At 40.4% G+C, this 13,207-nt stretch carries 17 protein-coding genes and 2 pseudogenes; 4 read left to right on the top strand and 15 right to left on the bottom strand.

What is annotated here, in order from left to right:
• The 5 genes and pseudogenes from J7R05_RS09245 to J7R05_RS04235 form a co-directional block, all read right to left on the bottom strand.
• The gene (locus J7R05_RS09245) at positions 1-1,215 is read right to left on the bottom strand and encodes a phage tail protein (RefSeq protein ID WP_246468221.1); all 1,215 of its coding nucleotides are present in this window, start codon (positions 1,213-1,215) and stop codon (positions 1-3) included.
• A gap of 2 nt (positions 1,216-1,217) precedes the next feature.
• Entirely contained in the window at positions 1,218-2,042 is an 825-nt protein-coding gene (locus J7R05_RS04250; RefSeq protein WP_208541313.1) for a baseplate J/gp47 family protein, read from the bottom strand.
• Positions 2,039-2,380: a GPW/gp25 family protein gene (locus tag J7R05_RS04245; protein WP_078689702.1), complete on the bottom strand. Its 342-nt coding sequence runs from the start codon at positions 2,378-2,380 to the stop codon at positions 2,039-2,041. The genes J7R05_RS04250 and J7R05_RS04245 overlap by 4 nt, the downstream gene beginning before the upstream one ends.
• A complete protein-coding gene (locus tag J7R05_RS04240; protein ID WP_208541312.1) occupies positions 2,377-3,114 on the bottom strand; it encodes a phage baseplate assembly protein V in 738 nt (245 codons plus the stop codon). The genes J7R05_RS04245 and J7R05_RS04240 overlap by 4 nt, the downstream gene beginning before the upstream one ends.
• A pseudogene (locus J7R05_RS04235) lies at positions 3,098-3,629 on the bottom strand (hypothetical protein). The gene J7R05_RS04240 and the pseudogene J7R05_RS04235 overlap by 17 nt, the downstream one beginning before the upstream one ends.
• 45 nt (positions 3,630-3,674) lie before the next feature.
• Here J7R05_RS04235 and J7R05_RS04230 point away from each other — a divergent pair.
• Positions 3,675-3,965, top strand: a complete 291-nt coding sequence (locus tag J7R05_RS04230) for a toxin HicA (RefSeq protein ID WP_246468219.1) — start codon at positions 3,675-3,677, stop codon at positions 3,963-3,965.
• Positions 3,955-4,272 (top strand): type II toxin-antitoxin system HicB family antitoxin, encoded by a 318-nt coding sequence (locus J7R05_RS04225; protein ID WP_078689848.1) that lies wholly within the window; start codon positions 3,955-3,957, stop codon positions 4,270-4,272. Before J7R05_RS04230 ends, J7R05_RS04225 begins: the two co-directional genes overlap by 11 nt.
• 47 nt (positions 4,273-4,319) lie before the next feature.
• Here J7R05_RS04225 and J7R05_RS04220 read toward each other — a convergent pair whose 3' ends face one another.
• The 9 genes and pseudogenes from J7R05_RS04220 to J7R05_RS04180 all read right to left on the bottom strand — a co-directional run bounded on the left by J7R05_RS04220 (position 4,320) and on the right by J7R05_RS04180 (position 11,704).
• The gene (locus J7R05_RS04220) at positions 4,320-4,664 is read right to left on the bottom strand and encodes a head-tail joining protein (RefSeq protein ID WP_208541310.1); all 345 of its coding nucleotides are present in this window, start codon (positions 4,662-4,664) and stop codon (positions 4,320-4,322) included.
• Between the two features lies 1 nt (position 4,665).
• Positions 4,666-5,742 (bottom strand): major capsid protein, encoded by a 1,077-nt coding sequence (locus J7R05_RS04215; protein ID WP_208541309.1) that lies wholly within the window; start codon positions 5,740-5,742, stop codon positions 4,666-4,668.
• A gap of 13 nt (positions 5,743-5,755) precedes the next feature.
• Complete coding sequence (locus tag J7R05_RS04210; RefSeq protein ID WP_010703929.1) at positions 5,756-6,121, bottom strand: head decoration protein; 366 nt, start codon at positions 6,119-6,121, stop codon at positions 5,756-5,758.
• Positions 6,121-6,558 carry a hypothetical protein gene (locus tag J7R05_RS09240; RefSeq protein WP_246468217.1) on the bottom strand — a complete coding sequence of 146 codons (438 nt, stop codon included), beginning with the start codon at positions 6,556-6,558 and terminating at the stop codon, positions 6,121-6,123. Before J7R05_RS09240 ends, J7R05_RS04210 begins: the two co-directional genes overlap by 1 nt.
• Positions 6,559-6,600: 42 nt before the next feature.
• A pseudogene (locus J7R05_RS04200) lies at positions 6,601-7,455 on the bottom strand (S49 family peptidase); the annotation flags it as partial.
• Positions 7,445-8,980 carry a phage portal protein gene (locus J7R05_RS04195; protein ID WP_208541307.1) on the bottom strand — a complete coding sequence of 512 codons (1,536 nt, stop codon included), beginning with the start codon at positions 8,978-8,980 and terminating at the stop codon, positions 7,445-7,447. The gene J7R05_RS04195 and the pseudogene J7R05_RS04200, both read right to left, overlap by 11 nt.
• Positions 8,980-9,228 carry a phage head-tail joining protein gene (locus J7R05_RS04190; protein WP_208541306.1) on the bottom strand — a complete coding sequence of 83 codons (249 nt, stop codon included), beginning with the start codon at positions 9,226-9,228 and terminating at the stop codon, positions 8,980-8,982. The genes J7R05_RS04195 and J7R05_RS04190 overlap by 1 nt, the downstream gene beginning before the upstream one ends.
• 3 nt (positions 9,229-9,231) lie before the next feature.
• Positions 9,232-11,142, bottom strand: coding sequence for a phage terminase large subunit family protein (locus J7R05_RS04185; protein WP_246468216.1), 1,911 nt, complete (start codon positions 11,140-11,142; stop codon positions 9,232-9,234).
• Positions 11,135-11,704, bottom strand: a complete 570-nt coding sequence (locus tag J7R05_RS04180) for a hypothetical protein (RefSeq protein ID WP_208541304.1) — start codon at positions 11,702-11,704, stop codon at positions 11,135-11,137. The genes J7R05_RS04185 and J7R05_RS04180 overlap by 8 nt, the downstream gene beginning before the upstream one ends.
• Positions 11,705-11,795: 91 nt before the next feature.
• Between J7R05_RS04180 and J7R05_RS04175 the strand changes: the two genes are divergently transcribed.
• Both J7R05_RS04175 and J7R05_RS04170 read left to right on the top strand, forming a co-directional pair.
• Positions 11,796-12,077, top strand: coding sequence for a type II toxin-antitoxin system RelE/ParE family toxin (locus J7R05_RS04175; RefSeq protein WP_010703922.1), 282 nt, complete (start codon positions 11,796-11,798; stop codon positions 12,075-12,077).
• A gap of 16 nt (positions 12,078-12,093) precedes the next feature.
• Entirely contained in the window at positions 12,094-12,390 is a 297-nt protein-coding gene (locus tag J7R05_RS04170; RefSeq protein ID WP_010704172.1) for a HigA family addiction module antitoxin, read from the top strand.
• Positions 12,391-12,617: 227 nt separating this feature from the next.
• Here the strand turns inward: J7R05_RS04170 and J7R05_RS04165 are convergent, their stop codons facing one another.
• On the bottom strand, positions 12,618-13,205 hold the full coding sequence (locus tag J7R05_RS04165) for a hypothetical protein (protein WP_208541303.1): 588 nt from the start codon (positions 13,203-13,205) through the stop codon (positions 12,618-12,620).
• Positions 13,206-13,207 lie beyond the last annotated feature (2 nt).

The following is a 13,207-nucleotide window of genomic DNA, read 5'->3' as shown; positions in this document are numbered from 1 at the left end:
TTAAAACCTCAATAAAATTTTGAATTGTTCACGAATATCTTTACGTAAAGATAGAGAAATAGGGGTTTTAAGAATCTCCACGCCACCGATAAGCTCATCAGGTTTTAACCACAGTTTGCCAGGCGAGATGTGTTTTGCAGGGGTCGCATGAACAAAGACAGAGGCAGATGCTGCTTGTTTATCATCGACATCATGAAATTGCGTTCGCGCAGCAAGCAAAACTTTTGTACCCTTTATAAAGGGTGTAAAGTGATGACCTGAATGACTGTAAACTCCATCTGAAACTCTTGTCACTTGCTGGACAATGTTACATCTTCGATAACCAATCAGTTTATCATTGTTATCTCTTAAAGCCAGATAAAGGGTGCGATCTTTAAACCAATCCGCCATTAATATAGCGCGCCCATTTTTTTGCTCTGATACCCAAGGAAAATTTGCTTCATTCCATGGATAATCTAAACTTTTCCAACTAAACTCTTCATCCCCATCATCACCAAAATTCAATAGGTTATGTTCGCTTTTTTGGGGTAAAGTCCAAGGGAAATTTGCTCTATCCCATGGGTAATCCAAACCTTCCCAAACGAGCTCTTCTTGATCATCAATCCAATTACCAATGAGCTTTCCGTCTTCTTCAGTTAAGGTGAGGCTTATTTCTGTAGAACGCCCAAAGGAAAATACTGTGCCGCCTTCTGTCGCACACGCACCACTTTGAGAGTCAAACATACTGTCATCTAAGCGAGATATATTCCCCTCTACAATGGGAGCATCATAACCATGAACACCACGCCAAAAATCAGAGCGTAAACATTCAGAAAGCTTAACGATCCCTTCAATGGCTTTAAGTTTGTCTGTGTCAGGCAATTGATCAAAATAAAGCTGAAATGAATTCCACCATTCTCGCTCTGGCCATGCCTCTACGAAATGTGCACTAAGGTCTAACCATTCAAGCCCTTTATCAATAGCCGCTAAAGATCCACGTACCCGCTGCCATTGTGGTCCCGTTTCAAGCAAAACATAGAAGTCTGGAACATAAGATGTCAGTTCTCCAAGCCCATATTCTTCAACTAACCATGGCAAGAAGCTTGGGTCTATGATATCAAGCTTTGCACGAGAGATAAAATTGATTGAATCTTCAATACTTTTATGAAAGTCACAAGCATCGGCAAGGCGCTTTTCAAATTTTGTTGTATTTGTTGGAAGTAAGTTCCCAAGCATTACTATATACGACCTTTGAAATTGAGCGTAATTTTACCAATGGCTAAAATTTCTTCACTGGAGACGGCAATATCATGCGTAGGGGTAACAGCGATGATTTTTTGCACACCAGGGATCATCAGTTTTGAAATCCACCATGATGAACTCAATTCACGACCAAGGGCTTGCTCTTTCTTCCAAGCTGCCCGTAAATTTGCCTCCATTTGTGTTAAGATCTCTAAAGAAATTTCAGGTAAGAGCCAAACATCTGCTTCTAAATCTAAAACTGTTGTTACTGCAGCGTGAACTTCAATTGTATCATTTGTCATAATCACGCTTTTATCCGTCAGCACTTCTTTGACTCTTTGTAATAAATCCTCACTGGCTGTTCCTTGTTCATTCTTGCCAAAAATAGCCACGTGAATAGTAGGATTTCTTCCTTTTCGATAAATGATTGCATCCTTCACACGGTTATCTGCTGATAAGGCGAAATATCTGTAATAAGGCTCTGTTCCACCCCCTTTACCAGCCCGTACACGAAGCTTAATGCGTTCACGATAACTGTCATCACTTTCACCCTCCAAGCGTTCAACACCATGCCATTCCCCTAAAGCATCAAGAGCTTCCCCCTTGGCAAAGTCAAGAACGGTATTACGTGCAGCCTCATTAATACGCTGCCTTAATAAAAACTCCCTATAACTTGCAACCTCAATGATTTTAACTGCTGGATCACTTTCCAAAGGTGTGTAATTAGGCAAAAGCTGTTTTAAACTCTCAAGACAGGCAGCACGTATTTCTTCAATAGAAAGCTCTGGAATGATTTCTGGTTTTATGAAATCCTCATTCATCCTATCTGTAATCCTTCCATAGTGATTGGTTTTCCTGAAGGGACGTAAATTCCTTCAAAAGATATGGAAATTTTTCCCTCTTCAACAGAAGTTAAATTCACTTGTTTAAGCTTAAAACGAGGCTCCCATCTATCTAAAGCCTCTGCAACGGCTGCATAAATGGCCACCTTAAAGGTTTCATTGACCGGATCATCAATCAGATCAAGAACACGTGATCCGTAATCACGACGCATAACCCGTGTACCTATCCGCGTCATTAAAATATCCATGATGGACTGACGCAAGTGGTCAAGCCCGATCATGGATTTGCCTGTTTCACAATTCATTCCTATACTCAAATGGGGCCTCCTGTCATAGCACCACCAGATTTAACACCAGGGTGTTTATGGCCACTTCCGACGTTAACACTATTATGCTTTAACCCACTTGATTTAACAGACACCTCGCCACCCGCTTTGAGAGAGGTGCCACTACTTGATTTAAGGGACATATGACTGCCTGACTCAAGAGATGCGCTGCCACTTGATTTGATAGAAACATCTCCCTCTGCCTCCAGTGTCATGTTTCCATCTGCCTTTAAAGTCATATCGCTTTCTGAAATAATCTTTATGCCCTCTGGAGCGGTGATTTCTAATTCACCTCCTTCACCTTTTATGGAAACGCCATCGGAAATTGTTAAAATGAATTTGCCTTCTGACTTAATCGTCAATGAATAGGTGCTTGTTTCATCATCATATTCAACCGTTGTGCCATCAGGGTATATAGTTGTATGAATATTGCCCTTATCAGCTGCTTGATTGGCATCTGTATGAATAGAGCCAATAATCATCCCTTGCGATAAATCCCCTGATGTGGAAAGGACAATGACTTGCTCGCCCACATCACGCCCTTCATAGGAACGGGTTTTTCCTGCACGGGCCTGTGTATCTGGAATCCAATCACTCACAATATTACCGCTTTGAACACGATAGCGTGCGTTTTTATGATCAACGTGGCTAATCTTGCCTACCATAACCATATTGGCCACACGCCTTTTTAAATCTGTAATTTCGCTATCACGCCGCTCTAACATGAGGAATTTCCAGTGGTTTGATATTGATCCTCATTGTTAAGACCTGTATCGGGATCAAAGCCTACATAAGGTTCAAAAAAGGCAGCATCTTCTTCTTCAGAAGGAATATTGGTTACATAAGTGACTTCAAAGGTTAAAATAGAACCATGCAATGCTAAGGAGCCATTATCACCAAAAGCCATGGCAATGTTTTGTAAGCGACAGCTTTCAACGGTGTTGTTGAGACTGGGATTGCTATGGAAAATCGTTTCAATTTCCCAAGCTAATTGATCAACAAAACGTGCTCCATTTTTTCTTGTGTCATAGCATTCAACATCAACCGTTAAAACACGTCGTCTTGCCCCATAATCGTGCCCATCTTCTATTGTTTCGTTTTGGGTCGACACATTAACGAACGGATGCTCTTCATTAAAGAAATTAAAGTCTCGCATGTTGTAAACTTCATCGCCAGCAGATGTCTTGCCAGCTTTAATCAACTCAACAAACGTTTCTCTTAATGTATCTCGTGGATGCATCTTAGCTCCTGTTTAGGACATATCAGTTGAAAACTATAAAAAGCATTGATCAGTATCAATAATGATACTATATATAAAATTATGAGTCATAAAATTGAAAAAATAATCAGCTTGATGAAAACATCACCAAAGAACATAAAGTTTTCAGATTTGTTGGCTGTATGTAGACATTTCTTTGGAGAACCGCGGAACAATGGTTCAAGCCATTTTGTTTTTAAAACCCCGTGGTTTGGAGATCCTCGTGTAAATATTCAAAAAAGTTCTGGTAACAAAGCAAAAGCTTATCAAGTCAAACAAATCTTACAAGCGATAGAAAGGATAAAGAATGAACAATAATCATTATACGTATCGTGTTCTGTGGTCGCAAGAAGATGAGGAATATGTTGGTTTATGTGCTGAATTTCCTTCTCTTTCATGGTTAGATGTTAAAGCAGAGAACGCTTTAAAGGGTATTATGAACCTCGTTACAGAAGTTGTTGAGGACATGCAACGCAATGGAGAGGATGTTCCTATACCTTTGTCACATGTAAAATATAGTGGCAGATTTCAGTTAAGAATACCGCCAGAACTCCATAGACAATTAGCAATTCAAGCCGCTGAAAATGGGGTGAGTTTAAATAGATATATTTCTTCTAAACTGTAGCTCCTTTCCTCGATGCTTTATGAAGATGGAAAACTAATAAAAATAATTTACTTTACATCAGACACAGCGTCCTCACGTAGGATAAGCTTATACATATTTGATTCCGAAGCTTGTACATTTGCGACAGTAAAATTCTCTTGAGAAGCAAGAAGAACAATATGATCACCGATTTCAGGTTGCAGGCCTCCTATATCATTGATGCAAACATCAAGTTCTTTTCTTGGGATTGTTGTTTTGACTCTTCCCCCAGCTTCTTGCTCTGCATGCTTAATGCTATAAATAGCTGCAATGTGAAGAGATTGCCCTGTTTTCTTTCGTGTATAGATCACGGGCTGCCCAAAAGTGTCACGTATATCTTCAATCATTTGACTGAGCAGCCCATACCATTGCATTTTATTTTTCTCCCACTACTGCCTTGAAAAGCATTTCAGGACGCGTGCAAATGAAGAGTGGGTAACTGTATACTTCAGGTCTCACCCATGCGTTATGTTCGCGATCTATAGTAAGTGTAGTATAAAGAGGTTTTCCAACTGTATTGACAAACTCCCAACTTTCACCCGGAGCAAATGTTTTTTGGAATACACCCGGTGCGTTAACAGGGAAGAATCGGCATTCATTCGGCTTAATCCCTATAGCTTGTTTGGTACCAGCTTTAGCTTTCACATTATAGTTACCAATATTACGATAATTGATAAATGTTACACCAGCAAAGTCAAAACTCCCAAAACTTCCTGATCCAATAGCTCCAGGTGTTGCAATACCTTTTGGGCTATTTAATGTTTGTGCTAAGGGTGTGTTGAGATAGGTTTCACGAACTGTTTTGTGATTTTTTAATTTTGAAAAGAATTCACGTCCACAAAGCCCAATAATCCATGACCAATTGGAAAATGCACCACTTGATGCTTCCACCATATTGGTGACAACTTGATCAACTACATCTGCGACATCTGTCGTTTCCTCATCGAGTTTAAAATTAATAGCCTTTGGTGGTGTGATTCCCCATTCCTTGTACCAATCATAGACCACTGATCCGTCAGCATCAAGAACAACACCTTGAATAGCTCCAAGCTGCATATTTTCCCAGGTCAGTTCAATTTCTTTGATCAGTTTTTTTTGTCTTTTAGCGATAAATTTCATCGCTGTTTCAAGCTGGTCTTCTGTACCAAATTCTCGTCGGTTTTGAATTTCTCCTGATTTTATAGTATCGCTTTTGGCAATACGTGTTGTTTCAAAATATCGAATATTACGCTTATCTCTACCTGCTTCTATTAAAGGCGCACCGCGTTCACTTGTTGGAATGAGCGATAATGTATTATTACATCTCTCAATACTAACAGATGTTGTAGTTGTTTCAACTTCTTCAAAAAGATCAAGTGAGCCAATCAGACTAGGTTTAAACTCATAGTTTTCAATTGCTTTCATCATTGTTACCGATGAAAAAGCATCATGATTAAAAGATTTTATATCCATATTTGTATGTTTCCTATCGCAATAGAATGTTATTTTTTTCTAAGATCTGAATGGCAGTTTCCTTTTTCTTTTCGTCAATTTTGTCAGGCCATATCAGTTCAGATTTTTTTACCGTGCATAAACGCACTGTAATCGTTGCACGTTGATCGCTTTGTGATACATCAACATTGGCATAAGAAATTCCCGCTGGAATTTCACTGCCATCTGATGCATCAGGATTAAACGGCACATATTTACCCGTTGATGTCACAAGCCCCATGACGGTTCCCGCTACAACTTCATCTCCTTGTGCAAAGATTACTTCCTCGTTTGACATGTCAGGATCATAACGCCCAAGATAAGCGCTATCACGAGGACCTTCATAAAAAACTTTACTCATTATATTGCCCTCCAAACTTTTTCCCATTTTGCATAAATATTTGTCTGAGTGTTTACTTCCGGATGGGGTGCATAAGGCGATACGGCTAAAGCCTCGCTTTGTGACGTAGCATTAGCTAGAATAATGCTCTTTGCTTCTTCTAAGCTCATACCATCTTGAATAGCTTGTGCTGCATTGAAAGAAACACCTAAACGCTGCGCTTGCTTTTCCAAAGTCATAAAGCCCTGAGCACGCCTTCTTTCTTGTTCAAGTGTCGCTTGAATAACTACGTATTTATTTTCATTGACGTTATTATCTTTGTTAAAAACTTCAGTGTTAACACCAACGTCGACAGCATTTTCTTCTGCAGAAACTTTAATTTTTTCGCTTTCCTCTCCTGCAGGCAATTGTGCGGAAAGCTCACCATCATCTTTGGCGCGATATTTTGTCCGTAACATATATTTAATTCCTTTGTTTGATTTCATATTCAGGGGTTATTGAATGGAAGCGGTTAGAGCTTCCAAAGCTTGTGCAAATGTGCCTTGCGCATCTGCTAACCCAAGCTCTACAGCTTGGGTGCCTATAAATGTCTCTGCTTTCGTGTCGCGGATCGCTTGAGCACTTGTAGGTCTGTTTTGTGCAACTAAATCGACAAACATGTCATAGAGAAGCGCACAATCTGCTTGCATCTTTTCAAGGGCTTTATCAGCCAATGGCTCGTGAGGATTACCGTGAACTTTGTGATCTCCTTCATAGACAAAAGTCCATTTATATCCGTCCATTTCATCAGCACGGGACTGATCAAGGTGAGCACACACAACCCCAATTGATCCAACAATACCCGTGCGTGCAACCCAAATTTGAGAAGCCGCACAAGCAATGGCATAAGCTGCTGAACAGGCCATTTCATTAGCATGTGCCCAGATGGGTTTATTGTATTCTTGTGAAAGCGAACGAAACGCGTCAACTAAATCAAAAACACCACCTGCTTCGCCACCGCCACTATCAATATCCAGTAAAATTGCACGAACATCAGGTTGCTCAATGGCTTCTTGAAAAGCCTCGCACAGACCATCGTAAGAGGTTAATCCTGACGCAGCACTAAGCCACGCACCACGACGCACAAGCGTGCCATGAACCGGAAGAATAGCAACATGATTTTTAACCACATAAGTTTCTGGAGGAGCTTGAAAGATAGAATCCTCTTGAGAAAATGCCCCAGGGGAAAATTTATTTCCCTCAAAAAGGCGTGGTGTCATTAAATTGAGAATGACATCAAACTTTGTAGGGGCGAGCATATGCGGTACATTAAAAAGTCGTGAAACCAAAAATGGCATATCAATATTATTTTTCATCTTCATGCGCTTTATTGTTGTGATCATTTTCATCCGGTTCGTCAGTGTTACTCAAACCAGTAGAAAAATCTTCACCATCTGTGTCGAATGATAATCCCCGTGCTTTTGCGTCTTTTTGTTCTTCTTCCAACTCTGCGTGAATGGTATCAATATCAAAACCACGCTCAGCAAGTGCCATACGTCGTGATTTTAAACCTGCCCGGATTTCTTCTTTTTCAGCTGAGATGTCTTTGTTTGGATCAATCATCTCAAGTGGTGGCGCAAAGCTTTCACATTGGATCCATGGTAAAGGATTTTCTTCCCATCCTGGTAATTCAACACACCCAGCAAGCACGGCTAGTTGGACAAAGCGTTCCCAAATAACGCGATTGAATTGAAAAGCGATGATGTTTTCACGCCATTGTTTGATGTGACGTCTAAACTGAATAATGGATGTGCGTACGTTAGAAAAGTTACCTCGTGTTACATCACCTGTAACAATGGCATAGGGTATATTTAAAGCTGCACTAATTTTTAAATTATTGCGATATTGAAAGGCTTCATAAGAACCTCCAACTTCTACAGGGCTCGAGAATTTAATGTCTCTATTCTCTCCCATATAAAGTGTTGCACCAGGTTTAACTATAGGAAATTCTGGTGGTGTCTGTGAAGATGTTGCAGTTTGAATTCCATCACGATTGTCCGGCACTTCTGTTTCGCCTGGTGTTGATCCTGTGACAAAAACAGCAAAAAGAGCGGCTGTTCTTTTTCTATCAAGTTCTGCATCATCATAAGAGTCAAGCTGAAAGAGTTTTGTCATACAGCGCGTGACTTTGGGGCATCCACGTAGTTGTCCTGCAGTGCGGCGATCTTTAATATGAATAACCAATTCAGCAGGCACTCTAATGCGTTCTTGACCTGTAAATATCTGAGTTACCTGATGATCATCGTAAGGGTGACGTTTCCAAAAATGATAAGCAACACGTTTGCCCTTTGCGTTGAATTCAATTCCCATACGAATGGTGTTGCCTTTAGTTTCTACTGGTCCGTTATAGGTTAAGTCCAGCATTTCTGAGGGGTAAATTTGTAATTGAAGTGGTACACGTGAGCGCTTATAAAAGTCGGTATAGTGTAATCTTACAAAACATTCACCAGTTAAAAAAACCTCACGAGCAATTGTTGCTTGAAGACCATAAAAATTAGCATCTTCATCATGATCAGCTTCATCGACCCATTGCCACCAAAGATCAAGAAGCTTTTTCTTTTCTTCCTGAAATCCTTCAATTCTAGGGTAGGGCTTAATCCCATCACTTACCGCTGCTGAAACCCATTCTTCTGTTGCAGATCCGTAAAGGGGTTCATTATCGTAAAGCCATCTTGAACGAGCGACAATTGTATCACCACATTCTTCAATGGCTTTATTGATGTGTTTTTTTGCAGGATCAAATCCATTTAATCGATAGCTACGGCTTGCTGCTTCAAAATGTGGATTATGATTACTGGAACTGCGGAAAACTCCTGAAATTTTATTCAAAAAACTTACCATTAATAGCCTCGTGATGTGTTAAGATAATAAACACATGAGGGCTTGTACCCTTCAAGAATTGCTATTTCCTCAGCCAGCATTGTAAGGGCTTTGCGTATATCTTCAGTAGAACGATGATTGATTTGCTTATCGCCGTGACGCACAGATTGTGCCCCTGAATAAAGGGCATTTTCCAATTGTTCGCGTCGCTTTTTAAGCTCTGCAAGTCTTTCGTATTTCCAGTTTACTTGTTTTGATTTTTTATACATAGATTACCATCTCCAACCTCCCTGTACATAAGGGTTTATTGTTATTCCGGTTTGTTGCTTTTGAGGTTTTGGTCTCAGTCTTTTGGGATAGTGTGAAGCTGTTGCAGAGGTTTCAGCGGCTTCAAATCTTTTCAAGCGCTCTTCTAAGATGTCGACTTCTTTATTGAGGTTGACACCTGATAAAATCAGACCCTGTAAGGCAGCATAAGCATAAACCCTACAGTCGAGAGCCTCGTTTCTTGCTGTGTCACTTTTATGCCATTCCATTCGCTGATGGCCTTTAAAATATTTGACCACCTTTTTTTCAGCAGTCAGCTGCTCAAAATATTCTCGATCAAGGTTTTTATGAAAGTGCGTTGCACCAGCTCCTGACGCTTCAGGACCTGAATTTTTAAAGCGACTTGTGATGGTATTTTTTGCTGAATCAACACCAACGATATATAAATTAATTTGTCCTTTGTTGTTTTTACTGGGGCGACGTGGCCATACAGGGCGTGGTCCTGCTTGTCCTTTAATGCCCCAGATACGCTTTCCTTCACGAGGACGCACATAATTGTAAACGTCTTGTGTATGGTTACCCCCTGTATCAATACAAGCTGCTGCTATTCGTATCCCGTCTTTGAAACCAGGATGGGGCCATCGTTTTTGAAGATACTCATCCAACTGATCCCAAACATCGAGAGAAGAGGGATCACCCGGCAGAACTTGATAATCAATGTTCCAACTTTCTTCACCACGCCCCCAACCTACAACTTCAAGCTCTAAGCGATCATTTTGTACGTCAATACCCGCTGTGAGGACTACTACTTGGGCAGGGGCAAGGGGATAATCTTCACGTTGCGCATACAAGCTATCCGGATCAATGACTTCCCCTGATTTATCTTCCCATGGCTCACCTAGAATGATGTTAACAAAAGTCTGTAAAAGCGCAGGATCATTTTTAGCTTCTAAAAATTTAATAGCGCATTCTCCCCATGTCATCCAAGGTGAATACAGTGCTGAAATATGGTAAGAGCGCAAACGAGATCTCATTGCCTCTTGTGTCGGTATCCAACAAGCTCCCCTTTCTTCAGACAATAAATCTTCTTTACGGTGTTCAGCATGCTCGTGACCACAATGTGCACAAACAAATACAGCCTGTTCAGGGACACCTTTTGGCCATTTAATTTGTGACCAAACAATAGGCTGAAGCGTACCACATTCATCACAAGGGACATTATAATATCTCTGATCTCCTAAGACAAAATCTTTAGCTATACGACTTGTGTCACGATGAGTTGGTGTTGATAATTTAAAAATCTTTCGTTGAATAAAAGTTGATGTACGTGCTTCAGCAAGATTGACAGGATCTCCTTCTCCATCAACATTCAATGGATAGCCATCAACTTCATCAAGGATCAAATAACGAATAGGCATTGATCGCAAGCCAGCAGCACTATTGGCTCCTGTAAGCATCAACACCCCACCATCAAATTCTTTCGAAAACATTGTATTTCCACTGTCTCTAGCGCGGGCAGGGGAGATACGTTCGTTTAATGCAGGACTTGCCTTAATCATAGGGTCAAGACGGGTCTTGGATACTTTCTTTGCCATCTCAACCGTAGGCATCACATAAAGAACAGGGCCAGGACTGTGATGAATAGCATAACCACAAAAGTTTAAAGCAGCCTCTGACATACCAATCTGTGCGCCTTTCATTACAACTGTTTTTTCAACCGGCACGTAAGAGGAAAGATTGTCCATGATTTCCCGTAAATAAGGGGTGCGTTTAGTTCTCCATAATCCAGGTTCAGCACTGGCTACTGTACTTAAATAACGGTTTTTATCTGCCCATTGTGAAACTGTGTAGGGGGGATCTGGTTGACACGCTTCACAGGCATGAAAATAAAAAAAGCCTTCTCCTGTATCAGTCACTCTTCTCCTCCTTATGATCGGGAGTATCTGGATCATGGAAAGGAACCGGAACTTTTATGATTTCCTGTAAAGCTTCTCGGATATAATGATCAATGGCACCAATCAGACTTGCGGCATCACATTTAACCTTTGCTGCAATACGCGCACCGTAACGATGAGGAAAATGCAACATGATATCACGATAAGCTCTTCCAAAATTACGTGCTTCTCTCTTTACTTGTTCTCGATCAAGAGTTGTTTCTTTCTTTTGCTCAAGATCAATCGTTTCACTTTCAAGAGCAACTTGCATTCTCTGGAGTTTTATCTTGTGTTCATTAGCTCCTTCTATAGAATCCTGCTTTGTTTTTGTGCGAGGTTTTCCATCATCGCCTACAATATAGGCTTGCTTGGTGGGATTCTCATTCCATAGAACAGTGGCTAATTCTTCATTGATAGAACCGTCATCATAAATGGCTTCATCAAATTTCCCCGTCTTGAAACGAGCTACAACCGCGTTAGGATAAACACCCATCTTCTTTGCAAACGCTCGAGCCGACAGTCCTTGTCTGTTCTTTTTATTCATAATTTTTCCGTGATTGAATGTTTTTTATTGATTTTTTCTTTTAAATTGGTATCATATCACGATACATAAACTAATAAATGAAAGTAATTTGGTGATTGAAAACTTTGCGGATAAACGATGTAAGGACCTTCTAGAAGGTAAGCTACCAAAAGGTTTTCCGGTGGCCTTGATGCGCATGGCTCAAAGAAAATTATTTATGCTCGATAAAGCAGCTAATCTTAAAGATCTACGTAGCCCCCCGGGAAATCGCTTAGAAGCATTGAAAGGTGATCGCCGTGGTCAATATTCTATCCGTATCAATGACCAATTTCGTATTTGTTTTGAGTGGCGTTCTAATGGTGCTTATAAAGTTGAAATTGTAGATTATCATTGATCTGTAGGAGTTTGAGATGAAAAATTACATAGCGATCCATCCCGGAGAAATTCTACGGGAGGAATATTTAAAAGAATATGCCCTTTCTGCTTATGCTCTTGCTAAAGCATTAAATGTTCCACGTACCCGGATAGAGCGTATTGTTGCTGAAAATAGCCCTATAACTCCTGATACAGCGCTAAGATTGGCCTATTTTTTTGATACCACAGCTGAATTCTGGCTTAACATGCAAGCTGCTTACGACGTTAATGTACTACAAACTGAAAAAGCTGATGAATTTGCTAAAATAGATAAATTTAAACAAATGGCTTAAAAGCTATCTCGCCATGGAAGGAAGATAGCGTATGATAATTGTTATTTTCCAATAAGTTATGTGTACAATGTACAGTCATTTTAAAATTCTGTCGCTAGCGATATGTTGCGCTTGATTGCCCCGCAACGCACTCACCCCGCTGGAAAGTACCTTTTAAAAATTTTTCTCTCGATAATTTGGTTTGAAACATTAAAATCATCATATTGTTTGTATATAATTGGTATAGTTTAAGAGCGTGGGGCCTTTTGGTTGACCATATATTCTTGCCGAGCAATTTGGCTCTGTATATTTTTGGTTAGCCTCTCACGTGCATGGTGTTCAATAGAGTTTAAGATCTTTGGTTTAGACATGACATAAGCAATCGAGGTGCCGTCTTGTTTTGCAATTGGGAACCTATCTCCAGATGTTCTCGTAAAGACATGCCCTCCCATCTTTAGATTGACACGCTCTGGAAATTTTCCTCCCCGAATAAAACCATGGGGCATGATCTCTTTTTTGCCAAAGATTTTGTAAATCACGCCACGTTTCGTTTCCCTTGCCTTAAAAATCTTAAGAGGCAATAGAGAAGCTGAACCAATGATATCCGTTTCAAGAAACTTTGCTGTGGCTTTGCCGCTAATATAAATACCTTTCTTAACGCGCTTTGGTGGAATTGAAGCATCTTCTGCAACTTTCTTTTCTGCAAAACGTTCAACCTGCTTTGCTGTGGTGTTAATAGCATTACGCAATGCCCAATGAAGACGAGGGGCTTGAAGATTGGTAAAAGTATTCTCTGCCTGTTGCAGATACCACTTGGCATGGATCTTTAACGCCAAAA

This window comes from Bartonella capreoli, from assembly GCF_902813205.1.
Lineage (GTDB): Bacteria > Pseudomonadota > Alphaproteobacteria > Rhizobiales > Rhizobiaceae > Bartonella > Bartonella schoenbuchensis.
The sequence above is the reverse complement of the archived record's forward strand: the minus strand, read 5'-3'. Positions and strand labels throughout refer to the sequence as shown.